This window comes from Marinobacter sp. F3R08 (assembly GCF_018860425.1).
GTDB lineage: Bacteria > Pseudomonadota > Gammaproteobacteria > Pseudomonadales > Oleiphilaceae > Marinobacter.
The window spans coordinates 433406-456594 of record NZ_JAHKPI010000014.1; the positions used below are offsets into that span (position 1 = coordinate 433406).

The following is a 23189-nucleotide window of genomic DNA, read 5'->3' on the forward strand; positions in this document are numbered from 1 at the left end:
CTCTAATAGCCAGCCGGGGAAAGGGGACGAACGTCGAAAGCGGATCCTTGATCTATCGCATTTGAGCTTCCCCGGCTCTGTGCTATAAGTTCAACCCAATCCAGTGTCCGGTTTTTCAACCGATTTGAACACTTTAACAATGATGATGAGAGGTTAATAACAATGAATGTGAAACACTATGCTGTTGCGGGAATTCTTGCGCTTGGCGCGGCGGTGCCCGTTGTTGCTTCAGCCGCCGATGCCGAGGCTGGCAAGGCCAAGGCAGCGGTTTGTGCGGCGTGTCATGGCCAGAACGGCGTGGCGCAGATCCCGACGTATCCGAATCTGGCCGGCCAGAACGAACAGTATCTTGTATCGTCTATCAAGGCGTACAAGAACAAGCAGCGGACCGGTGGCCAGGCAGCCATAATGCAGGGCCAGGCAGCGGCCCTCAGCGATACTGATATTGCTAACCTGGCGGCATACTTTGCCAGCCTGCCTGCAGGCGGCGGCCAGTAAGTTCCCGGCAGTGTCAGCGAGGCGGCTCAGGCCGCTCCGCTGACGATGCGATAGCTGGGTCTGTAGGCGGAGGAGCCGGGTAACTTCATCCGGCCCTGGGCCACAAACTGTTCCAGCATGGCCTCGAGCGGTTTGATAAGGCTGGGGTCACCAGCAATCTCAAACGGCCCCTTCTCCTGGACCTGGCGAACGCCTCCTTCTTTGACATTTCCGGCAACGATGCCGCTGAAGGCCTTACGCAGGTTCGCTGCAATCAGGTGTACCGGCTGGTCGCGATGAAGTTCCAGCGCCCGCATGTTGTCATGATCGGGCTCGAAAGGCAGCTGGAACACCGGGTCGATTTTCAGCATCCAGTTGAAGTAGTACGCGTCCTGCATGGCGCGTCGGAACGTCTCGACTTCACTCATACCTTTCTTCATGGTCTGCGCCACGCGCACCGGATCATCAATGATGATCTCGTATTTGCCGGCGGCCTCGTCCCCGAGGGCGTTGCGGATGAATTTGTCGATCATCTCGAAATACTCTGCATTCTCCTGCTGACCGGTAAAAACAACCGGAAAGGGCAGATCGGCGTTGTCCGGGTGCAGGAGGATGCCCAGCAAGTAGAGAATTTCTTCGGCAGTGCCGACACCACCGGGGAATACGATGACCCCATGGCCGCAGCGGACAAAGGCTTCCAGCCGCTTTTCGATGTCCGGCATGATCACCAGTTCATTCACGATGGGGTTGGGTGCCTCGGCGCCAATGATGCCGGGTTCTGTGATCCCGATATACCGGCCATCTTTGACCCTTTGCTTGGCGTGGGCAATGGTTGCGCCCTTCATGGGGCCTTTCATGGCGCCAGGCCCGCAGCCGGTGCAGATGCTAAGGCCCCGGAGCCCCAACTGGTGCCCCACTTCCTTGCTGTACTGGTACTCGTCATGGCTGATGGAGTGGCCGCCCCAGCAGACAACCAGGTCCGGTTGTCTGCCCGCCTGCAATACCCGGGCATTTCGAAGGATATGGAACACGTAGTTGGTGAGGTCTTCCGGATCATCCCGGCGGAAACCAGCGGCCATCGGCGGGATCGAGTGGGAGTAGATGATGTCCCTCAGAACAGAGAACAGATGCTCTCGAATGGCACGGAGCATTTCGCCGTCCACAAACGCGTGTGCCGGTGCATTGATCAGCTCCAGCTTGAGTCCCCGTGGCTGTGGCACCAGCCGGACATCAAATTCGGCATGGGACTCCATCAATGCCTTGCAGTCGTCGGTTTCGATGCCGGTATTGAGGACCGCGAGGGCACATTGACGAAAGAGTTTGTACAACCCGCCTTTGCTGCGGTCTTTCAGGCGGTTGACCTCATGGTTCGAGAGAATTTCAAGGCTGCCCTCGGGGGAAACCAGGGCATTGATGGTCGTTTCCTGCATTAACGGTGGAACTCCTGGGTGTTACGGAAATGCCCGACTTTGAGGCAAGCAGTCAAAAGAGTAGACTAAGGCCTTTCACTCCTTTACGCCACCCGACAAAATTCCGATCTATGAAACTGCTTATTCGTCCCGCCCAGGAAGTTGCTATCAAGAGTAAACCTGTCCGTCGACAGCAGATGCGTCATCTGCGTCAGAACATTCGCAAATTGCTGGCCCGGCTGGATCCGGGTATCCGGGTTGAAGGGAGCTGGGATCGCGTGGACGTGGAGGTTCCGGATGGCCTTGGGTTATCCGGGCCCGCCATCGACGTGATTGCGCGAATTCCGGGTATTTCCACCATACAGGAAATCGCGGTATTCCCGTTCATCAGTCTTGAGGACGTGGCTGAAAAGGCAGTTGAGGCCTTTGCTGAGCGTCTGAACGGCAAAACGTTTGCCGTCAGGGTTCGCCGTCAGGGTGAACACAGTTTCCGCTCTATTGATCTGGAGAGAATGGCCGGTTCTGCTCTGATGCAGGCGTCAGCCGCCAGTGGCGTCGACCTGAAATCACCGCAGGTTGAGGTGCGCATCGAGGTGCACGGCGATCAGTTTCATATTGCCCACCGGAAGCACCGAGGCTTGGGCGGGTACCCGCTTGGCAGTGTCGAGAACGTTCTGACCCTTATTTCCGGGGGCTATGATTCATCCGTAGCCGCCTATCTGATGATGCGCCGGGGCCTGCGCAACCATTTTCTGTTTTTCAATCTCGGAGGCATCGCCCATGAGGTCGGCGTGCGCCAGGTGGTGCATTATCTGTGGGACCGCTACGGCGCCTCCCACAATGCCAAGTTCATCTCGGTACCTTTCGAGGGTGTGGTGGCCGAAATCATGCGTTCAGTGAATCACCGCCACTGGGGGGTGGTGCTGAAGCGCCAGATGCTGATGGCCGCAGCCGAGATTGCGCGCAAGAACAATGCCTGCGGTATCGTGACCGGCGATGCCGTTGCCCAGGTTTCCAGCCAGACCCTGAGCAACCTGAATGTCGTGGACCGGGCCAGTGACGAAGTGGTCCTTCGTCCGCTGGTGTCGATGGATAAAGAGGCCATCATCAGCATGGCGCGGGACATAGGTACAGAAGTCTACGCCCGGAACATGCCGGAATATTGTGGTGTGATTTCCCAGAAGCCGGCTACCCGAGCCAAGCTCCACCGGGTGGAAGCTGACGAAGCGCTGATGGACGCCAACGTGCTGGCAAATGCGATTGAGGCCCGGGAGGAAACGCCGGTTCACCGGCTGCTGGAAACCACCGTGACACCGGAGGAAGTGGAGCTGGTGCAGACGCCGTCAGTCGATGACGTGATCATCGACGTGCGTCACCCCTCGGAGGGCGAGCAGTCGCCGCTGACACTAACCAACAACGAAATTCTTCGCATCCCATTCTACGAGCTGAATCAGCAGTTGTTGGCGTTACCAAAGAATCGGCAATATCTGCTGTATTGCGATCGAGGCACGATGAGCCGAATGCACGCCGGCCATTTGAAAGCCGAAGGGCACGCAAACGTGAAGGTTTACGCGCCCGCCGCCTGAAACCTCAACCAGACAGGCCCTTGAAGAACTGCTGGACGTTCTCGCTGAGAGCGTCCAGATCATACCCACCTTCCTGAACGACCAGGGTAGGCAGACCGAGCTGACGCACATGGGTGCTGAGTTTGCAGAAGCCTTCCGAAGAAACCGATACCTTGGCCTGAGGATCGTCTTTGTAGATATCGAAACCCAGCGCGAGGATCAGAGCATCCGGCTGGAACAGTTTGATAGCCGCCAGAGCCTCGTCCACTCTGCTGAAGAAGTCCTCTTCCGTTGAGCCATGGGGCATTGGCATATTGATGTTGTAGCCAAAACCCTCACCCTCGCCGCGCTCGTTCTCAAAACCGGTAACCACCGGGTAAAAGTTGGTGGGATCGCCATGAATCGAAATGTAGAGCACGTCGCTACGATCGTAGAAAATTTCCTGGATGCCCTGGCCATGATGCATGTCCGTATCGAGGATCACGATTTTCGGGAACCGCGTTTTCATGTGTTCAGCAGCAATGGCAGCATTGTTCAGGTAGCAGAAGCCACCAGCAGCATCGCGACGGGCATGGTGTCCCGGTGGGCGGCAGACTGCATATGAGGTACGGTCGCCGGCAATCAGCGCGTCCGCGGCACCGAGGGCACTCTGGGCTGACCAGTAGGCCGCATGCCAGGTGTGCTCGCCAATCGGACAACTGCCGTCGGCCTGATACCGGGCGGCCTCAGCCAGGATGCCGGTCAGATGATTGGGGGAGCGAACGAAAATGTTCGAGATGACTTCGTCGCCCCAGTCGTCCATCTGTTTCCAGCGCCGGTGGGCGGATTCGAGGAACCGCAGGTAGCCCAGGTCATGCACTTTCGAGATCGGCCCGGCTCCCTGATCTGCCGGTTGAAGCACAGAAATACCCATTTCCCTCAGACCGCTCAGCATTTCTCCGGTTCGAGCAGGAATTTCCTGGGGCTGACGCATTTGTCCGCGGGTAAAGTAGGTCTGTGGAATATGCTCATCCTGTGCAGGATGGAAAAATGCCTTCATTGTCCGGCCTCCTGAGTGTCTGATGCCCCGAGTATAGGCACACTCGGGGGATGATCAAAAGCCTGCCCTTGACTTTACAGGTTGGGATACAACATCCACTATGAAAGACATAAAACACTGACGCAACCAGAATACCTATACTGCGTCCTACTCGGGGCGGAGCCAATCACAGAAGAGGAGCCGAGATGATCGAGTCACCCCTGCTGGAAAAGCGGACCGGCTACATCGGTGGTCGCTGGACTGACAATGAGCATGGCAATACCTTCGATGTTTATAACCCGGCAACAGGCAACGTGATCGCCCAGGTCGCGTCCATGTCGGAACAGGAAGTAAACGCTGCGGTTGCTGCCGGCAAGTCGGCACTCCGGTTGACCAGTCCCTACAGCATTGAGACCCGCCGCAAGTGGCTTGAGGATATCCGGGATGCGCTAAAGGCCAACAAGGAGGAGGTCGGCCGGATCCTGTGTATGGAGCACGGCAAACCGCTGCAGGAAGCCCAGGGTGAAGTGGACTATGCCGCGGGATTCTTCGATTACTGTTCCCGGCACATCCAGGCCCTGGATGCGCATACCATTCCGGAAAAACCGAAAGACTGCACCTGGACGGTCCATTACCGGCCTGTCGGTGTTACCGGTCTGATCACGCCCTGGAACTTTCCCATTGGCATGATCGCCAAGAAGCTCTCCGCTGCCCTGGCAGCAGGTTGCCCATCGGTAATCAAACCGGCCAGCGAAACCCCGCTGACCATGATTGCGCTGTTCAGTCTGATGGACAAACACACCGATCTGCCCGATGGCATGGTGAACCTGGTGATGGGCAAGGCTAGCGTGATCGGAAAGGTTCTGTGTGAGAGCCCGGATGTCCCGATGCTGAGCTTCACCGGCTCAACCGAGGTAGGCCGCAAGCTGATCGTCGACACGGCTGAGCAGGTCAAGAAGCTGGCGCTGGAACTGGGTGGCAACGCACCGTTCATCGTTTTTGACGATGCCGACCTGGATGCGGCAGCGGATAATCTGATTGCCAATAAATTCCGCGGTGGTGGCCAGACCTGTGTCTGTGCCAACCGGATATTCGTGCATGAAAAAGTGGCGGATGCCTTCGGTGAAAAACTGGCTGAGCGGGTTAACAAGATGACCGTCGGTGACGGCATCAATGGCGACGTGGATCTTGGTCCCCTGATCAATCAGGCCGGCTACGATAAGGTCAAACGCCATGTGCAGGACGCCCTGGAAAAAGGCGCGACCCTGGTTGCCGGCAAGAAGCCGGAAGAGCTGGGTAACGACCTGTTCTTCCCGCCCACCGTGGTACACGGTGTAAACCGGGAGATGTGCTGCTACCAGGAAGAAACCTTCGGCCCGCTGGTGCCCATGGCGCTGTTCCGTACGGAAGAGGAAGTGATTGACGCTGGTAACGATACCGAGTTCGGTCTGGCCTCTTACGTGTTTACAGCCGATGCTGAGCGCGCCCAACGGGTGGCGGCCGGTCTTCGCTTCGGTCACTGTGGCTGGAATACCGGCACTGGTCCGACACCGGAAGCGCCGTTTGGCGGCATGAAAGCCTCCGGTATCGGCCGCGAGGGTGGCCTGGAGGGTCTGTTCGAGTTTGTTGAAGCGCAGACCGTACCGCGTGGATTTTAAGGTATAAGCCCTCGATTTTGAGGATGTCGCACGGGGGGAGGTTCCCCTTCAGGACACGCTACGAGCACATCCATGTGCGCTTGTCTGTGGCCATCCATGGCCACAGACAGTCCTGAGGGGGAACCTCCCCCGCGCTCTTTCTGGCGGTGGGTGACGGCTGATCAAACTTTCACACCTGACATGACGCAGGTCGGGTTAGCAACGCGTAATCCGGCTCACTCTTTGAAAATATTCCTGCCCGACAAACCTGCTTTTCTCCTGTTATACTCATCGACCTGTTTATTTAACCAGTAGCGAACCGATTTTCTATGGACGTCTCCCACATCATCGATCCGTTGAACGATGCCCAGCGTGAAGCTGTTACCGCACAGAACGACCATCTCTTGGTTCTGGCAGGTGCCGGTAGTGGCAAAACCCGCGTTCTGGTGCACAGGATTGCCTGGTTGATGACCGTGGATCGGGTGCCGCCCACTGGCATCCTGGCGGTTACGTTTACCAACAAGGCCGCCAAGGAAATGCGTTACCGCATCGAACAGATGATGCAGATTCCTGCTCGCGGCCTTTGGTTTGGCACCTTTCATGGCATCGCTCACCGTTTGTTGCGTTCGCACTGGAAAGACGCTGGCCTGCCGGAGAACTTCCAGGTACTGGACAGTGACGATCAGCTGCGGCTGATCAAGCGGGTAATGCGGGAAAATCAGATTGATGAGAGCAAGTGGCCGCCGAAGCAGGCCCAGTGGTTTATCAACAGCCAGAAGGACGAAGGACTGCGGGCGGATCATATTCAGGAGAATCCGGGTGACCACTTCCTGTCGATCATGCTGAAAGTCTACCGCCAGTATGAAAAGCTCTGTCAGCAGGGCGGTCTGGTGGATTTTGGCGAGCTGTTGCTGCGCTCTCACGAGCTGTGGCTGCACAGGCCGGAGCTGCTGGCCCATTATCAGAGTCGGTTCCAGCACATACTGGTGGACGAGTTTCAGGACACCAATACAATTCAATACGCCTGGCTCCAGGTGCTGGCCAGTAACCGGGTGCCATTGACCGTGGTGGGAGATGACGACCAGTCCATCTACGGTTGGCGCGGCGCCAAGATCGAGAACATCCAGCAATACCAGCGGGATTTTCCCAATGCCCGGCTGGTTCGTCTGGAGCAGAATTACCGCTCCACCCAGATGATTCTCAAGGCCGCCAATGCGGTTATCGCCAATAACCAGGGCCGGTTGGGCAAAGAGCTCTGGACGGACGGTCCCGAGGGCGAACCGATCAGCCTGTACGCGGCGTTTAATGAGCAGGATGAGGCCAACTACATCGCCGACAGCATTTCCGCCTGGGTTCAGGATGGCAACCTGCGCAGTGAGTCCGCGATCCTCTATCGCTCCAACGCCCAGTCCCGGGTTCTGGAAGAATCGCTGATGCGTCAGGGCATTCCATACCGGGTTTATGGTGGCCTGCGCTTCTACGACCGACAGGAAATTCGCAACGCTCTGGCGTACTTGCGGCTGGTCCAGTATCGGCGGGATGATGCTGCCTTCGAGCGTGTGGTGAACGTGCCGCCCCGTGGCATCGGTGCCAAGAGCCTTGCGGAACTTCGGGAATATGCCACCGAGCAGAGCATCTCGTTATGGGAATCTGCTGAGCGTTTGCTGGACGCCGGGCAGGTGAAAGGTCGGGCGAAAACCGGATTACAGTCTTTTATTGCCATCATTGAAGGCCTCTCCGGCATGGTGGGGGAGGCTTCGCTGCATGGCCTGATGAAACAGACCATTGAAAACAGCGGGCTGAAAGACTATCACGCCAATGAAAAGGGCGAGAAAGGTCAGGCCCGGGTGGAAAACCTGGAGGAACTGGTCAACGCGCTGTCTGACTATGACGTGGAAGACGGCGTCGATCCGCTGTCGGAGTTTATCGCCCAGGCGGCCCTGGATGCCGGCGAATCCCAGGCCGAAGCCCATGAGGACAGTGTCCAGTTGATGACGTTGCATTCTGCCAAGGGGCTTGAGTTTCCTCTGGTGTTCCTGGCGGGTGTAGAAGAAGGCCTGTTTCCTCACGGCATGTCCCTGGAAGAGCCCGGCCGAATGGAGGAAGAACGGCGTCTGGCCTACGTGGGCATCACCCGGGCCATGAAAAAGCTGGTGCTGACTTACGCAGAATCCAGGCGTTTGTACGGCCAGGAAAAATTCAATGCCCTGTCCCGGTTTGTGCGGGAGATTCCAGCGGATTGTCTGCAGGAAGTGCGTTTGCGTAACACGGTGACCCGACCAGCCATGGTGGGGCGTCCGAATGAAAGCATGTTCAGCCAGGATTCAGCACAGCAATCGGGGTTCAGCCTGGGGCAGCGGGTGCGCCATCCGAAGTTCGGTGAGGGTATTGTGATGAATTCAGAAGGCACAGGGCACCATACCCGGGTTCAGGTGAACTTTGATGAAGGGGCGAAGTGGCTTGTTCTTGCCTATGCGCCTTTGGAGGCCTGCTAGCAGCTATTGAATACGATTTTCCTTGTCAGGCGTTGGTCAATCCCTTAATGTGCACAAACGCATAAATGTGCATACGTGCAGATATGGAGCGTTTTACGTCATTGAAGGAAAGGTTATGGACAAGAATAGTTGGGCAGTCGCCCTTGATGAGTTGCTGCATGTAGGCGGTGCTCTGATACTTATCATCGCCGTTGTCGCGGTTCTGACAGGCATCATCCGGGAATATATTCCACAGGATAAACTTCAGAAAAAACTGGCCAAGAATGAAAAACGAGGCCCGTTGGTGGGGGCGTTACTGGGTACGCTTACACCGTTTTGTAGTGCATCCATGGTGCCAGTGGTGATGGGGATGATAGAAATGCGGGCATCCATGGGTATGGTGTTCGGCTTTCTGATTTCCGCCCCTCTGTGCAACTTTGTTGTTGTCGGTCTTATTGTTGCGGTTTTGGGTTGGCAGGTAGCGCTTGTGTACCTGGCTCTGACTCTGGGCGGTGCCATGCTGGCGGGGTTCGTCATTGGCCGGACACCGTTAAAACATGCTTTTCGCCGTATTGAGGATGTACCCGCAGGCGGATGTGGCAGTGCGCCGGCGCCTGCTTGCTCTGCTTCTGCTCCCGTCTCGGCCTGTTCTGCCCCGACTCCCGCCGCCACAGCATGTACGGCAACCGCCATGCCCAGCTGCAACAGTGAGGCAATGGCGATAGAGTCGCCGTCAGGGCAGTTGGAAGAATGCATAGCCACCGCCTGTGCTCCCACCAGCAGCATGGCCGGCATAGCGCACAAAGAGCGCATGAAGCTGGCCATGCGCTTCGCCTGGGCACTGTTCAAGCGAATAATTCCGTACGTTTTGATTGGGGCCGTGATCAGTGCGCTGTCTGCGGCTTTTCTCCCCGCGGAAATCGTCGAGCAATACATAGGCGAGGATAGCTGGTATGCCATTCCCGTGGCTGCAAGCATTGGTGTGCCACTGTATTTGCGAATTGAGATGGCTCTTCCCTTGCTTCAGGTGCTCATTGCCAAAGGCATGGGTATGGGGGCTGCCATGGCGTTGTTGATTGGCGGAACGGGTGCCAGTCTGCCGGAAATCGCCATTATCTCTTCCGTGCTCAAGCCGAAAGCAGTGGTGGCTTTCGTGATAACCGTCATTACTCTCGCCATTGTTGGTGGGGTTGTTTTCAGTGTTGTCTTCTAAAACACCAGGTTGCAGGCAAAGCGCACAACAACGGCCGACCCGTGTCGGCCTGTTGTTGTGTGGAGACGTACATGACGCCCTGCAATCGAGGTTTGGTAACTACGCCCAATGTCTGGTCAAACGGCTCCGGCTCGACAACCCGGGGGCCGAAATCCGAACCTGGAGGGCATGGAAAGGTGAACTGCCAGGCGATGTCAGGGATGCTGACGTCTATCTGGTCAGTGGCAGTCCTGCCAGTGTGTTTGATCGGGAACACTGGATTGAACAGCTGGGAAGTTTTATTCGGGTCGCACATGGCGCGCATCGGAGATTGTTGGGGATCTGCTTCGGTCACCAGATGATTCATCAGGCTTTAGGCGGTCACGTAGAGCGTGCTGCAGGCTGGGGGCTGGGAATCTATCCGGTACACATGCACCAACGAATAGTCGGACTCCCTGATTCGAGGCCTGTTGCTCTCTACGCGATGCATCGTGATCAGGTCGTTGCACCGGCTGAGGGTTTTGAGCTCCTGGCGGGCAGTGAGTTTTGTCCTTATTACCTGATGCGTCATACCGACAGAGTCTTGACCATACAGGGGCACCCGGAGTTTACCGGCGACTTTTTTCACCAGTTTCTGAATGTGGCCCACGCCAAATTCGACGGACAAGCGCTGGCTCAGGCTCGCAGGGGTATGCGGAACCCTGACGACGGGGACGCAGCCTGCCGAGTGCTGAATCATTTTCTGCTGGGGATTAACGAAACAGGGAGAGAAACATGGGAAAAGCGAGACAGGTTTTAGCCAATCTATGCGCCTACACCCACTTGTGGCAGGTGATCCGGGAGCGCAGGCTGCCCTCGTCTGCCAGGCCCGGGTTTTCTATTGCTTTGCTGGGGCTCCTGTGTCCCTTCTTCTGGATCGCTTTGCTGTCTGGTGCCAGCAAAGCCGAGCTGATCTTTCATGGCAGTCATTCCGGACTGGTGTTTTGTGCCGGAGTTTTTTTGATGCTGAGAGGACTCAGGCAACACCGAAATTTGCCCGAATAAGCCGTTTCCGGGTTCACGATTGCTGCTCCGATAGTAATCACTTAAGATCCAGACCAACGGAGGTTTGGAAATAGAATGATAGATGCCTGTTATACCGATGTCTTAAAGGCCATTGCAGACACCAATCGCTTGCGACTTTTCTGGTTGTTGGTGCATGTCGACGAACGAATCTGTGTTGCGGAAGCGATGGATGTGCTGGGAGAAACCCATTACAACGTTTCGCGCAACCTGAAGATTCTGCAGAAAGCGGGTCTGGTGACCGCGCATAAAGAAGGCAAATGGGTTTTCTATACCCTTAACCGCGAAGGATCTCCTTTCCAGATAAAATTACTGGCGGCCGTGAGAAGCATTCCCGAGCTGGAATTGAAAACCGAGATCAAAAAATGCCATCTGCGCCTTGCATTGCGCGAGAGCGGGCAGTGCGTGGTCGGGCCGGGCAGTACTGAGTGGGCCGATATTATTGAACGCCAGGGCCTTGGTGAAGGCGGTGGCGCTTGACGCTGGAGATTAGGCCAGTGCTTACATCAGAACGACGTAAATAACCCCGGCCAGAGCAACGCGGTAAATAACATATGGCCACATACCTACCTTGTTAAGCCACTTCAGGAAGAAGTGAATCGCGGTAATGGCCATCAGGAATGACGTTACCCCACCTATCAGAAATCCATTCCAGTCGACAATGATGTCTGACGTTGCGACTTCCATTAATTTCACTGCCGATGCCAGCACAATGATGGGAATTGCCAGCAGGAAAGAGAACCGGGAGGCGGTTTCACGAGTCATGCCGAGAAACAGGCCGGCGGTGATAGTGACACCGGAGCGGGACGTGCCGGGAACCAGGGCCATGGCCTGCGCAATGCCGACCAGGACGGCGTCTTTCCAGTTGAGTTTGTCGAGGGTGCGCTGACGCTTGGGTATCCAGTCTGCAACGCCCAGGAGCAAGCCAAAGAACAGGGTGGTAAAGAAAATGACCTCCACCGCCCGCAGTTCGTTATCGATCATGTCCAGCAAAGCCAGGCCAGCCAGACCTGCCGGGATGGTGCCGATCACCAGGTACCAGGCCAGGGCGCCCTGGCCGACGATTTTGCGGCGGCTGACGGAAATCAGGCCGTCCCGGGCGATACCGAATACATCGTTGCGGAAATAGAGGACCACGGCCAGCAGGGTACCTATGTGCACCGACAGGTCGAAACCCACGCCCTGATCGGTCCAGCCAAAGAATGCCGGTGTCAGGATCAGGTGGGCCGAGCTGGATATTGGCAGGAATTCGGTCAGTCCCTGGAGAAGGCCAAGGAAGAGGGCCTGGAGAACGTCCATCGCTTAGATTCCGTCAGGTTCAGTACGTCGGTGATGTGGTCGCGATATTAGCAGGGTGTCAGGGGACTGAACAGGTAATGCCATCGAGACCCGCACCGGGACTGCGGCCCGGCGGCCGGTCTCGATGCGTCAGACGGGGAATCGGTCCCGGGTTGTGTTGGCAATGCGCACCAGCACCAGCATCAGTGGTACCTCCACCAGAACGCCGACAACCGTTGCCAGAGCCGCGCCGGATTGCAGGCCGAACAGGGCGATGGCGGCTGCCACGGCCAGTTCGAAAAAGTTGCTGGCGCCGATCATGGCACCGGGCGCGGCAATGCAATGTCGCACCTTCCAGAGCCTTGCCCAGCCATAGGCCAGGAAGAAGATCAGGAAGGTCTGTACGACCAGCGGCACAGCGATGAGCAGAATGTGCAGGGGATTATTGAGGATCACTTCGCCCTGGAAGGCGAACAGCAGCACCAGGGTAATGATCAGGGCAGCCGGAGTTACCGGGCTGAGGCGTTTCATGAAGACCTGGTCGTACCATTGCTGGCCGTGGCTGGCGATCAGGATTCGACGGGTCAGATAGCCTGCGGTCAGCGGGATGACGATATACAGCAACACAGAAAGAAGCACCGTATCCCAGGGTACCTGGATGTCGGAAATACCCAGCAGAAACACCACGATTGGCGCAAAGGCAAACAGCATGATGAGGTCGTTCAGGGACACCTGAACCAGGGTGTAGGCGGCATCGCCTCGGGTCAGGTAGCTCCAGACAAATACCATGGCAGTGCAGGGTGCGGCCCCCAGCAGTATGGCGCCGGCCAGATATTCGCTGGCCAGGTCGGGCGCAATGAAAGCTTTGAACACCACCATAAGAAAGAACCAGGCGATGGCGAACATCGTGAAGGGCTTGATCAGCCAGTTTACGATGGTGGTTATCGCCAATCCCCTGGGCTCTTTCCGGACCCCGACCACGGCGCTGAAATCAATCTGGGCCATCATCGGAAAAATCATGGCCCAGATCAGGATGGCAATGGGGATCGACACCTGGGCATATTCGAAGCGGGACAGGGTTTCCGGAACCGAGGGTGCCAGTTGGCCAAGGGCGACGCCGGCAATGATGGCCAGGGCAACCCAGACCGACAGGAATCTGCCGAACAGATCCATGCCGCCGCTGGACTCTTGCGTTGTGGCTTCCATATCAGTGCTCATGGCCTTCCTCTTACATGGATCGCTGATTGACGCGCTTTGATACGGTCTCGGCGCTCTCTACCCGCTCCGAATAGCGATCTGTCAGGTAATCACTCCGATCCCGTATCAGCAGTGTGAACTTCACCAGTTCCTCCATAACATCCACGATACGGTTATAGAAAGGGGAGGGCTTCATGCGGTCGTTGTCATCGAACTCCAGGAACGCCTTGGGTACCGAAGACTGATTGGGGATGGTGACCATCCGCATCCACCGACCCAGTACCCTCAACTGGTTGACGGTGTTGAAGGACTGGGAGCCGCCACAGACCTGCATGACGGCGAGTGTCTTGCCCTGAGTGGGGCGCATGCCACCAATAGAGAGCGGGATCCAGTCAATCTGGGTTTTCATAATGCCGGTCATGGCACCGTGACGTTCGGGCGAGCACCAGACCATCCCTTCAGACCATTCGGCAAGATCACGCAATTCCTTAACCTTTGGGTGCGAGGCGTCCTCCGCATCGGCCAGGGGCAGGCCTCGTGGGTTAAAGATGCGGGTTTCGGCGCCCATGGCTTCGAGCAACCGGGCAGCTTCTTCCACCGCCAGCCGACTGAACGAACGATCGCGCAGGGAGCCATACAGCAACAGAATCCGTGGCGGATGCGATGCCGACGGTGCCTTCAATAGCTGGTCCATGGTGGGTGTGCTGAACAGGTCCGAATCGATGTTGGGAAGGTCCTGAGTGCTCATTTGTTGGAGGAGTCCTTTACTTGTAGAGATACAGATCCTATTATGCATAAAATCAGATATACGTAAAAGCGAATATACGGAAAAATGAATATGAAACGCCGAGTTTTGTTCGTCTGTACGGCGAATAGTGCCCGTTCGCTGATGGCTGAAGCATTGCTTCGTGACATGGCCGGGGATCGCTTTGAGGTGGCCAGTGCCGGCACCGAGCCTGACAGCCCTCACCCTCTGGCGTTGAAGGTTCTTGAGGAAGCCGGTATTTCCACTGAAGGTCTGCACAGCAAGCAGTTGGCGGATATGCAGGGGCAGTACTGGGATTACGTGATTACCCTGTGTGACAAAGCGGCCAATGAGTGCGGTACTGTCTGCCAGCCAGCCCAGCAAATTGCCTGGGACTTTGCCGATCCGGTTCCTGTAAACCGCACGGCGATCTTTGCGTTGACGCTTAAGGAAATACGAGAGCGCATTGCGCTTTTCGCCCTGGTGCATCAGAAACAGACTGGCCCGAAAGCCGCCAGTTATGACCCGGTAACCGTGTTCAAGGCGCTGGCCGACGAGTTTCGCCTGGCGGCGCTGCTATTGATCCGAAGTCAGGAACAACTCTGTGTCTGTGAGTTGACGGAAGTGTTCAATGCGCCACAGCCCAAGGTCAGCCGGCATCTGGCGACGTTGCGGGAAGCAGGCCTGTTGGCAACCGAGCGTCGGGGACAGTGGATCTACTACTCCCTGAACCCGGGTATTCCCGACTGGCTGGCCCGGGTACTGGATGAAACGGCTATCAATAATGCCGAATTGATTGAGCAGCCACTTGCCCGGCTGCAGGCCATGGCCGACCGCCCGTTGGTTCAATGCCAGTAACCATCACGTGACCAAATGGACGTAACAGCGAATTCAGGAGCGCATCATGAGCAGCATCAAGGTCGGTATTAACGGATTTGGCCGTATTGGCCGCCTGGCTTTGCGAGCCGCCTGGGGGTGGCCGGATATGGAATTTGTTGCCATCAATGACCCCGGCGCGGATGCCGGTACGCTGGCGCATCTGCTGAATTTCGACAGCGTGCACGGCCGCTGGCAACACGAAGCCGTCCCGGACGGCAAGGATATCGACATTGAAGGGCAACGCATCCGGGTGACCCATAACAAGGGTATTGATGAGACGGACTGGTCGGGGTGCGACCTGGTGATTGAAGCCAGCGGAGTCAACAAGACAGTGTCGGTGTTGCAAGCCTACCTGGATCAGGGCGTGAAGCGCGTGGTAGTCACCGCGCCGGTGAAGGAGGCGGGTGCCAGAAACATCGTGGTAGGTGTCAATGATGATAGCTTTGATCCCGCCAGAGATCGCATTGTCACGGCCGCTTCCTGTACCACCAATTGTCTCGCTCCGGTGGTGAAGGTGATTCATGAGAAACTGGGTATCAAGCACGGATCCATCACCACCATTCACAGTCTGACCAATACCCAGACGATCATTGATGCGCCCCACAAGGACCTGCGTCGGGCCCGTGCCTGCGGGAGCTCACTGATTCCTACCAGCACCGGTTCCGCCACGGCGATTATCGAGATTTTCCCGGAACTGAAAGGGCGGCTGGATGGCCATGCGGTGCGGGTGCCGTTAACCAATGCCTCGCTGACTGACTGCGTTTTCGAGGTCGAAACGGCCACGGACCGTGATGCGGTGAATCAGTTGTTGAAAGACGCGGCTGAGGGGGAGCTTGATGGCATCCTGGGTTATGAAGAACGCCCGCTGGTGTCCATCGACTACAAGACGGATCCGCGGTCGTCCATTGTTGACGCCCCCTCCACGATGGTGGTCAACGGCACCCAGGTAAAAATTTACGCCTGGTACGACAATGAATGGGGCTATGCCAACCGCACTGCTGAACTGGCACGGCGGGTAGGCTCTGCCTGATATGTCTGCCGCCATCCGACAGTACCTCGTCATTACCGGCAACTACTGGGCGTTTACCCTGACGGATGGTGCCTTGAGGATGCTGGTGGTGCTGCATTTCCACCAGTTGGGTTACTCGCCCCTGGCTATCGCCCTGCTGTTCATCTTCTACGAATTCTTCGGGGTGGTGACCAATCTCGTCGGCGGCTATCTGGGCGCTCGCATGGGGCTGAACCGCACCATGAATATCGGGCTGTTTCTGCAGATTGTCGCGCTGGCCATGCTGGCGGTCCCGGCGGCCATGCTCACCGTTCCCTGGGTGATGGCCGCGCAGGCGCTCTCTGGTATTGCCAAGGATCTGAACAAGATGTCTGCCAAGAGCGGCATCAAGTTGCTGGTGCCGGACGAGCAGCAGGGCACCCTGTACAAATGGGTGGCCATCCTTACCGGCTCCAAGAACACCCTCAAGGGTGTCGGCTTTTTCCTCGGTGGTGTCCTCTTGATGGCCGCTGGCTTCCAGGGAGCCGTGGTGACGATGGCCCTGGCCCTGGGTCTGGTATGGTTGGCCAGCCTGTTCCTGCTGAAACAGGAGCTGGGCAAGAGCAAAGCCAAACCGAAGTTCCGTGACATGCTTTCCAAGAGCCGGGCCATAAACGTGCTTTCAGCGGCGCGGATGTTCCTGTTCGGCGCCCGGGACGTTTGGTTTGTGGTGGCGTTGCCGGTTTACCTGCACACGGTCTTTGGCTGGGATTTCTGGAAAGTGGGCGGTTTTATGGCCACCTGGATTATTGGTTACGGCTTTGTCCAGACCATTGCCCCGCGCCTCACCGGAAACATGGAGGGCACACAGCCTGCAGTGCTCTGGGCGGCAGCACTTGCCCTGGTTCCTGCGGCGATTGCAGTTGGCCTGTCGGCCGGCTGGTCACCCCAGATCGTGGTTATCGGTGGTCTGCTGTTGTTCGGCGTGCTCTTTGCCGTTAACTCCTCCCTGCACAGCTATCTGATTGTCAGCTATGCCCGGGGGGATGGTGTGTCCCTGGATGTGGGATTTTATTACATGTCCAATGCCGCCGGCAGGCTGTTGGGAACCATACTGTCAGGATGGGTTTACCAGGTCTGGGGGCTGGAGGCCTGCCTGTGGATATCATCGGGTCTGGTGGCTATGGCATCGGTGCTGTCTGTGTTACTGCCCGAGCGCCGGCCGGTGACAGCCTGAGCAAATATCAGAATCGAATGGCCAGACCGGCGCCTGCTTCCATCTGCAGGTAGCCACTGCTGTTGAACCTGAGCTCGCATCCTCCGGAGCAGAACGCTGAGCCGCCGGAATTCAGGGCCGTGTAGATACCGCGAAGATCCAGTCTCAGGCGCAGGTGTTCAGTCAGGAAAAACTGATAGCCACCACCAATGGCCAGCGCTGCCCGGTGGTGCGTGTCATACCCCGAATCTTTCGGTTCAAGTCGGGTAACGCCCAGCACGCCGGATACGAAACCCCCGTGATTCTTGCCGCCAGGGAAATAGAGCCCGCCGAACTGCACCTGGTAAATAGTCAGGTCGATTGATCCGACACCGGGGGCGAACAGCCCGTCGTCCAGCCTTGCCGAGGTGCGTTGCCGGCCAACGTATAGTTCCCCCTGCTTACCGGGCTCCGCCAGATCAAAATTGAGCACCAGGCCCTGGCTTGCGGAATCCCGGAAGTCAATCTGGTCTTTGGTGCTGGCGCCTGCCGTCTCGATATCCACCGAATTACTTACTCGATAACCGACAAACGGGGCCAGGCTGACTTCAGCGGCCACCGGCGACGTGATCAGTACCGATCCCAGTGTCAATGCAATAAGCGTTTGGCGTTTCATCTATTGCGGCCCTGTGTGGCTGGTTGTTGTCCCGGCACTGTGCAATGGTATAACCCTTATAACGTTTGCGAGCCCCGGTGACACTATCTTGACAGATCTTTTGCTGGAAAATCTAAGCGTTGGCACTTTGAGCCATGTGTCACTGGCCGTGTCTGGCGGACAGGTGTTCTGTCTGTCCGGTCCCTCAGGTTGTGGTAAAAGCCGCCTGCTTCGGGCGGTGGCGGATCTCGAACCCCATGGCGGCAGGGTTTCTCTGTCGGGCACAGACCAGCAGAACGTTCCAGCACACCAGTGGCGACGACGGGTGGTGATGGTTCCCGCTGACAGTCAGTGGTGGTTTGACGAAGTGGGTGGCCACTTCCCGGCGGATACCGGCGCAAGACTACCCTCCGCACTGGGCTTTTCGGCTGACGTAATGGGCTGGCCGGTCAGTCGTCTGTCTTCCGGTGAGCGCCAGCGGCTTGCGCTCTGGCGCGCACTTGCCCTTCAGCCGGAGGCTTTGTTGCTGGACGAACCCACGGCCAATCTGGACACCACCACCACCGAAATTATTGAATCCTGGTTGCTTGAGGAGATCCGGCGGCGGCAGATCGCGGTCCTATGGGTCGCCCATGATTCGGGCCAGATTCACCGGGTGGCCAATGCCCACTACCGGGTTCATGGAACCGAGCTGGAGGTTATCCATGGAAGTGATTGATCTGGCCTGGTGGAAGCTTGGGCTGGCGGCCCTGTTGATTCTGGCTCTGGCTGCGACCGGGTATTTCGCCCGGCTGGGTATGACCCGGAGCCTGCTCATTGCGGCACTGCGCACGGTGATCCAGTTGGCGTTGATCGGTCTGGTGCTGGAAGCTCTGTTCGCTTCCGCCGCGTTTTACTGGGTTGCTCTTATGGCGCTGGCGATGCTGCTGGTTGCCGGACGGGAGGTGGTGGCGCGCCAGAGTCGACGCCTTCGGGGGTGGTGGGCCTTCAGCATCGGCACCGGCGCGATGTTCGTGTCGTCATTCACGGTCACCATTCTGGCTTTGACGGTAGTGATTGGGCCCGATCCCTGGTATTCGCCCCAGTACGCCATTCCGTTGCTTGGCATGATGTTGGGCAATACGATGACTGGGGTAGGTCTGGCTCTGGATCGACTCAATGAATCGATCTGGCGGCAAAGGGCTGTGATCGAGAACCGTCTGATGCTTGGGCAGACCTGGCAGCAGGCGCTGCAGGATATCCGGATGGACGCCATGCGCAGTGGTATGATGCCTTCGATAAATGCCATGGCAGCGGCTGGTATCGTCAGCTTGCCGGGCATGATGACGGGGCAGATTCTTGCGGGGAGTCCACCTGCGGTAGCGGTAAAGTACCAGATTCTGGTGATGCTTGTGATCACGGCAGGCACCGGCTTTGGATCTGTGATGGCGGTCAAATGGGGCGGGCGAAGGCTGTTCGATGATCGCGAACGTTTGCGGTTGGACCGCTTGGTGAAATCCTGATGTCAGCAAGCTCAGACGAACACCAAAGTAGCATGGGCGAGACCTGCCCCATGACGCTAGGCTGTGATCCCGGGTGGAGAAAAGACGATAACAATGATTGAGTTACTACGACGTTACCCCCTGCCTGTGATTGTCATTGCCCAGCTGTTCGGGACCTCGCTCTGGTTCAGTATCAATGGTGTCTGGGCGTCGCTTGTCCGCGAACTCGGGTTAACCGACTCCGATCTGGGCTGGTTAACGCTGGCGGTGCAGGCGGGCTTTATTGCGGGTACCTTGACCATTGCCGTGACCGGGCTGGCGGACCGCTTTGGTGCCAGTCGGATCTTTGCCCTGTCCAGTCTGCTCGGTGCCCTGGTGAATAGCGGGTTTGTTTTTACTGCAGGCGTGCCACCGTTTGATTTCCTGCTGCGATTTGCCACTGGCCTGTGCCTGGCCGGCATCTATCCACTGGGTATGAAGATGGTCATTGCCTGGACTCCGAAATACGCGGGGGCTGCACTGGCCTGGCTGGTGGGAATGCTCACTCTGGGTACTGCATTGCCACACCTGATGCGCGGAGCCACTCCCGGAATGCCCTGGGAGTGGCCGTTGCTGGTGTCGTCGGGGCTGGCCCTGGCGGGGGGCGTGCTGGTCCTGTTGCTGGGGGATGGACCGCATTTGCCAAAGAGCGGAGGCAGGTTGCCTCTCAGTCAGGGATTGGCGGCGCTGCGTATACCCCGGTTTCGGGCCGTAGCCGGCGGTTATTTCGGGCACATGTGGGAGCTATACGCGTTCTGGACGCTGGCACCGCTATTGATTGAACGGGAGTTACTGCGCCTGGACCAGGGAGATTCACTGGCTCCCTGGTTGTCGTTTGCAGTGATTGGCATTGGTGCTGTTGGCTGTGTCGGTGGCGGAGCACTCACCCGTACCCTGGGTAGTGAGTGGGTGGCACGGCGGGCGCTGTTGTTGTCTGGCCTGGTATGTCTGATCTACCCCTGGCTGGCGGGTTTATCTCCGGTGCTTCTGATTATGTTGTTGTTGATCTGGGGGGTAGCCGTTATTTCAGATTCTCCCCAACTCTCGGCACTGGCTGCCGAGGCCGCACCGAGAGAGACGCTGGGCTCCTCGCTGGCGGTCATGAATGCCATCGGCTTTATAATTACACTGCCGGCCATCTGGCTCACCAGCGGGCTCTGGGGCATGCTGGACGTCTGGGTGGTGCTTCTCTTGGTTCCCGGGCCTGTTCTGGGGTTGTGGTCGCTGGGAAGGGTGCGTTCTGTGACTGCCAGTTCATGACGTCAGCCAGCGGGTGATCTCGTCCCGCCCGGGAATAGAGCCGCTGTGCACCACGTTGCCATCAACCGCGACGGCGGGCGTGGACATGACCTGATATTCCATGATTTTGGCCGGATCGGTCACTTTTTCCACAGTTACGGTCTGTCCCAGTTCGTCGGCAATCCGTTCGATGCTTTCCGCTGTTTTTACGCACTTTTTGCAGCCGGTTCCAAGAATTTCAAAGGTTTTCATGGTCTTTCTCCCGATCTCGTTGAATGTTCAATGTGCCCTCAGAATCCGGTAAAGATCCAGGGGCTTATGGCGTTGATGACCCAGCCGACTACCATGAAGTTGGCCAGCAGGATAACGAAAATCAGCGCGAGCAGGCGGAAAGTCATCACCTGTTTGAGCATGATGAACTCCGGGAAACTCGCCGCTACTGTGCTCATGCAGAAGGCCAGGGTGGTGCCTACTGGCAGTCCCTTGACGATCAGGCTTTCTATGACCGGAATAACACCGGTGGCGTTGGAATACAGGGGCAAGCCCGCGAATACAGCCGCCGGAACGCTCCACCACTGGCCGGATCCCAGGTTGTCGGCAAACCAGCCGTCCGGTACGAAACCATGCAGCCCGGCACCGATACCAACGCCGATCAGCACCCATTTCCAGATGCGTCCGACGATGTCCTTGAGTTCTTCCTTCGCAAACTGGTGGCGTTCAGCAAAGCTCATCGTCCGGCGCTTGGGAAGCTCCGGATCACCCGATTGTTCATGGGCCGTGTCTTTGGCTTTCTGATAGGCCTTGGCGGCAAAATCCTTGAGCCAGCGTTCACCTCCCAGACTGTCGAGTATCATGCCGCCAACAATACCCGCGGTCATGCCAATCACCACATAAGCAAGAGTGAACTCCCAGCCCAGCAGGCCCCAGAGCATAACTACAGCAACCTCGTTGATGATGGGTGAGGTAAACAGAAATGCCATGGTTATCCCCAGAGGAATTCCGGCACTGGTGAAACCGAGAAACAGAGGGATGCTGGAGCACGAGCAGAATGGCGTGACAGCCCCGAAACCGGACCCGAACACGTAGCCGGCAAAACGGTTCTTGCTCTGGATATAGGCGCGAACACGCTCAAGGTCCAAAGCCGCCCGTGCAAGTGCAATGACGTAAATCATGAGCACCAGCAGGAACAGTATCTTGGTGGTGTCCTCAATGAAAAAATGGACGGACGTACCGATCCTGGTCGCTGGATCAAGGCCAAGAATTCCGTAAGCCAGCCAGGTGGCAAATTCGGTAAACAAAGCAAGCATGGTCAATAAGGCCTTTGTGATTGGAAGCTGATAACCTGAAGACGAACGACCGGCGGAAACGATACTTTCAATTGTTGTATGTTACTCGCTGTTCTGCAATGCAACCGTTTCCGTTGATGAGTATCTGAGGCTCTCCATGGCTGAACCCTCCCTGCCAGGCCGGGGTAACCACGCACCGAAAATTCTTGTGCTTTCCGGCTATGATGCTGCCAGTCACCAACGTTGGCGTGAGCAGCTGACGACCTTGCTTCCGGAATACGAGTGGCAAAGCCTTACGCTTCCGGCCAGATTCTTTCGATGGCGTATTCGCGGCAATCCATTGAGCTGGCTGAATGAGCCGGTGCTTCGGGAACACTGGGATCTGGTAATCGCCACATCGATGGTGGATCTGGCGTCGCTGCGGGGTCTGCACCCACGCCTCACGCAGATCCCCTGCCTGCTGTACATGCATGAGAATCAGTTTGCCTTTCCCTTGTCCGGTGGTCAGAACGCGAGTGCTGATCCTCAGATGGTGAATCTTTACAGTGCCGTTTCGGCGGATTGCGTGGTGTTCAACAGTGGCTGGAATCTGGACAGTTTTGTTGATGGCGTTGATTCCTTTCTCAAGAAACTGCCTGACCGGGTGCCGGATGGCCTGATCGAAGAGCTCCGCAGGAAGTCACTGGTGATACCGGTGCCAATCGAAGACCGGCTGTTCATGGATCGGCCGGCGCCCATGGACAGGACATGCCCGCACCTGCTCTGGAACCACCGATGGGAATACGACAAGGGGCCTGAACGGCTGTTGAGGTTCCTGCAGGTTTTGGACCGGCGTTCGGTTCCGTTCCGCCTGAGCCTGGTGGGTGAGCGGTTCCGGAAATATCCGAAGGCGTTTGACCAGATCCGGGAAGAGTTCGGTGATCAAATCGAGCACTGGGGTTTTCTGGAGAGTCGTGACGACTATGACTGCTTGCTGCGCAGGGCGGATATTGTCGTATCCACAGCCCTCCACGATTTCCAGGGCCTATCAATGCTTGAAGCCATGGCATCTGGCTGCATGCCCCTGGCGCCGGACCGGCTGGCCTATCGGGACTATGTGCCGGATCTGTGCCGATATGCGAGCCATGAGCCGGATGCTGAACGGGAGGCGGAAGCTGCTGCCGATTGCCTGGAGCGGCTGTTGGAGAAGCAGCCGTCGGCCTGTCCACCGGAGGGCTGGCGGGCGTCCCGACTGGCGGAAGACTACCGGACGCTGTTCAGCGATCTGATTGCTGGCAGGCCAGGCAAATCCTGACCCGGTTTCTTGCCTGAATCTGTCTCAGGTCAAGCCCCTCACTTGCGGTTGTCCCGGGCAATACTAGACTCAGAACAGT

At 57.4% G+C, this 23189-nt stretch carries 23 protein-coding genes; 15 read left to right on the forward strand and 8 right to left on the reverse strand.

The window, feature by feature from the left end; all coding sequences use genetic code 11:
* The first annotated feature begins 162 nt into the window (after positions 1 to 162).
* Complete coding sequence (locus KO499_RS05035) at positions 163 to 498, forward strand: c-type cytochrome (protein ID WP_215982612.1); 336 nt, start codon at positions 163 to 165, stop codon at positions 496 to 498.
* Positions 499 to 524: 26 nt separating this feature from the next.
* Here KO499_RS05035 and ppnN read toward each other — a convergent pair whose 3' ends face one another.
* Positions 525 to 1907, reverse strand: coding sequence for a nucleotide 5'-monophosphate nucleosidase PpnN (gene ppnN / locus KO499_RS05040; RefSeq protein ID WP_215982613.1), 1383 nt, complete (start codon positions 1905 to 1907; stop codon positions 525 to 527).
* Between the two features lie 110 nt (positions 1908 to 2017).
* Here ppnN and thiI point away from each other — a divergent pair, with 110 nt between their 5' ends.
* On the forward strand, positions 2018 to 3472 hold the full coding sequence (gene thiI, locus KO499_RS05045; RefSeq protein WP_215982614.1) for a tRNA uracil 4-sulfurtransferase ThiI: 1455 nt from the start codon (positions 2018 to 2020) through the stop codon (positions 3470 to 3472).
* 4 nt (positions 3473 to 3476) lie between these two features.
* Here thiI and KO499_RS05050 read toward each other — a convergent pair whose 3' ends face one another.
* Positions 3477 to 4490 (reverse strand): histone deacetylase family protein, encoded by a 1014-nt coding sequence (locus tag KO499_RS05050; RefSeq protein ID WP_215982615.1) that lies wholly within the window; start codon positions 4488 to 4490, stop codon positions 3477 to 3479.
* 185 nt (positions 4491 to 4675) lie between these two features.
* On the opposite strand from KO499_RS05050, the gene KO499_RS05055 reads away from it, so the two are divergent.
* From KO499_RS05055 to KO499_RS05080, 6 genes are all read left to right on the forward strand, one after another.
* Positions 4676 to 6127: an NAD-dependent succinate-semialdehyde dehydrogenase gene (locus tag KO499_RS05055; RefSeq protein WP_215982616.1), complete on the forward strand. Its 1452-nt coding sequence runs from the start codon at positions 4676 to 4678 to the stop codon at positions 6125 to 6127.
* 308 nt (positions 6128 to 6435) lie between these two features.
* On the forward strand, positions 6436 to 8601 hold the full coding sequence (uvrD, locus tag KO499_RS05060; protein ID WP_215982617.1) for a DNA helicase II: 2166 nt from the start codon (positions 6436 to 6438) through the stop codon (positions 8599 to 8601).
* A 115-nt stretch (positions 8602 to 8716) separates the two neighbouring features.
* Complete coding sequence (locus KO499_RS05065; protein WP_215982618.1) at positions 8717 to 9793, forward strand: permease; 1077 nt, start codon at positions 8717 to 8719, stop codon at positions 9791 to 9793.
* Complete coding sequence (locus KO499_RS05070) at positions 9780 to 10571, forward strand: type 1 glutamine amidotransferase (RefSeq protein ID WP_215982619.1); 792 nt, start codon at positions 9780 to 9782, stop codon at positions 10569 to 10571. Before KO499_RS05065 ends, KO499_RS05070 begins: the two co-directional genes overlap by 14 nt.
* Positions 10547 to 10816: a hypothetical protein gene (locus tag KO499_RS05075; protein WP_215982620.1), complete on the forward strand. Its 270-nt coding sequence runs from the start codon at positions 10547 to 10549 to the stop codon at positions 10814 to 10816. Before KO499_RS05070 ends, KO499_RS05075 begins: the two co-directional genes overlap by 25 nt.
* A gap of 75 nt (positions 10817 to 10891) precedes the next feature.
* Positions 10892 to 11314 carry an ArsR/SmtB family transcription factor gene (locus KO499_RS05080; RefSeq protein WP_215982621.1) on the forward strand — a complete coding sequence of 141 codons (423 nt, stop codon included), beginning with the start codon at positions 10892 to 10894 and terminating at the stop codon, positions 11312 to 11314.
* A gap of 21 nt (positions 11315 to 11335) precedes the next feature.
* Here KO499_RS05080 and KO499_RS05085 read toward each other — a convergent pair whose 3' ends face one another.
* The 3 genes from KO499_RS05085 to arsH all read right to left on the reverse strand — a co-directional run bounded on the left by KO499_RS05085 (position 11336) and on the right by arsH (position 14057).
* Positions 11336 to 12133, reverse strand: a complete 798-nt coding sequence (locus tag KO499_RS05085; protein WP_215982622.1) for an undecaprenyl-diphosphate phosphatase — start codon at positions 12131 to 12133, stop codon at positions 11336 to 11338.
* 129 nt (positions 12134 to 12262) lie between these two features.
* Positions 12263 to 13330 (reverse strand): ACR3 family arsenite efflux transporter, encoded by a 1068-nt coding sequence (gene arsB, locus KO499_RS05090; RefSeq protein ID WP_215982623.1) that lies wholly within the window; start codon positions 13328 to 13330, stop codon positions 12263 to 12265.
* Positions 13331 to 13340: 10 nt separating this feature from the next.
* The gene (arsH, locus tag KO499_RS05095; RefSeq protein ID WP_215982624.1) at positions 13341 to 14057 is read right to left on the reverse strand and encodes an arsenical resistance protein ArsH; all 717 of its coding nucleotides are present in this window, start codon (positions 14055 to 14057) and stop codon (positions 13341 to 13343) included.
* Between the two features lie 90 nt (positions 14058 to 14147).
* Here arsH and KO499_RS05100 point away from each other — a divergent pair, with 90 nt between their 5' ends.
* Genes KO499_RS05100 through arsJ form a run of 3 tightly spaced genes read left to right on the forward strand, consistent with a single transcriptional unit; the run spans position 14148 to position 17158 of the window.
* Positions 14148 to 14912 (forward strand): metalloregulator ArsR/SmtB family transcription factor, encoded by a 765-nt coding sequence (locus tag KO499_RS05100; protein WP_215982625.1) that lies wholly within the window; start codon positions 14148 to 14150, stop codon positions 14910 to 14912.
* 46 nt (positions 14913 to 14958) lie between these two features.
* Positions 14959 to 15963 (forward strand): ArsJ-associated glyceraldehyde-3-phosphate dehydrogenase, encoded by a 1005-nt coding sequence (locus tag KO499_RS05105; protein ID WP_215982626.1) that lies wholly within the window; start codon positions 14959 to 14961, stop codon positions 15961 to 15963.
* A gap of 1 nt (position 15964) precedes the next feature.
* Positions 15965 to 17158, forward strand: a complete 1194-nt coding sequence (arsJ, locus tag KO499_RS05110; RefSeq protein ID WP_215982627.1) for an organoarsenical effux MFS transporter ArsJ — start codon at positions 15965 to 15967, stop codon at positions 17156 to 17158.
* 7 nt (positions 17159 to 17165) lie between these two features.
* Here the strand turns inward: arsJ and KO499_RS05115 are convergent, their stop codons facing one another.
* Positions 17166 to 17792, reverse strand: a complete 627-nt coding sequence (locus tag KO499_RS05115) for a hypothetical protein (protein ID WP_215982628.1) — start codon at positions 17790 to 17792, stop codon at positions 17166 to 17168.
* Positions 17793 to 17880: 88 nt separating this feature from the next.
* Between KO499_RS05115 and KO499_RS05120 the strand changes: the two genes are divergently transcribed.
* The 3 genes from KO499_RS05120 (at position 17881) to KO499_RS05130 (ending at position 20551) form a co-directional block, all read left to right on the forward strand.
* Positions 17881 to 18489, forward strand: coding sequence for an ABC transporter ATP-binding protein (locus KO499_RS05120; protein WP_215982629.1), 609 nt, complete (start codon positions 17881 to 17883; stop codon positions 18487 to 18489).
* The gene (locus KO499_RS05125; protein WP_215982630.1) at positions 18476 to 19273 is read left to right on the forward strand and encodes an ABC transporter permease; all 798 of its coding nucleotides are present in this window, start codon (positions 18476 to 18478) and stop codon (positions 19271 to 19273) included. Before KO499_RS05120 ends, KO499_RS05125 begins: the two co-directional genes overlap by 14 nt.
* A 93-nt stretch (positions 19274 to 19366) precedes the next feature.
* Complete coding sequence (locus KO499_RS05130) at positions 19367 to 20551, forward strand: MFS transporter (protein WP_215982631.1); 1185 nt, start codon at positions 19367 to 19369, stop codon at positions 20549 to 20551.
* Here KO499_RS05130 and KO499_RS05135 read toward each other — a convergent pair.
* Positions 20546 to 20782 (reverse strand): thioredoxin family protein, encoded by a 237-nt coding sequence (locus KO499_RS05135; RefSeq protein WP_215982632.1) that lies wholly within the window; start codon positions 20780 to 20782, stop codon positions 20546 to 20548. The genes KO499_RS05130 and KO499_RS05135 overlap by 6 nt on opposite strands.
* Before the next feature lie 38 nt (positions 20783 to 20820).
* Positions 20821 to 21837: a permease gene (locus KO499_RS05140; protein ID WP_215982633.1), complete on the reverse strand. Its 1017-nt coding sequence runs from the start codon at positions 21835 to 21837 to the stop codon at positions 20821 to 20823.
* A gap of 136 nt (positions 21838 to 21973) precedes the next feature.
* Here KO499_RS05140 and KO499_RS05145 point away from each other — a divergent pair, with 136 nt between their 5' ends.
* On the forward strand, positions 21974 to 23110 hold the full coding sequence (locus tag KO499_RS05145; RefSeq protein ID WP_215982634.1) for a tRNA-queuosine alpha-mannosyltransferase domain-containing protein: 1137 nt from the start codon (positions 21974 to 21976) through the stop codon (positions 23108 to 23110).
* The last annotated feature ends 79 nt before the right edge of the window (positions 23111 to 23189 follow it).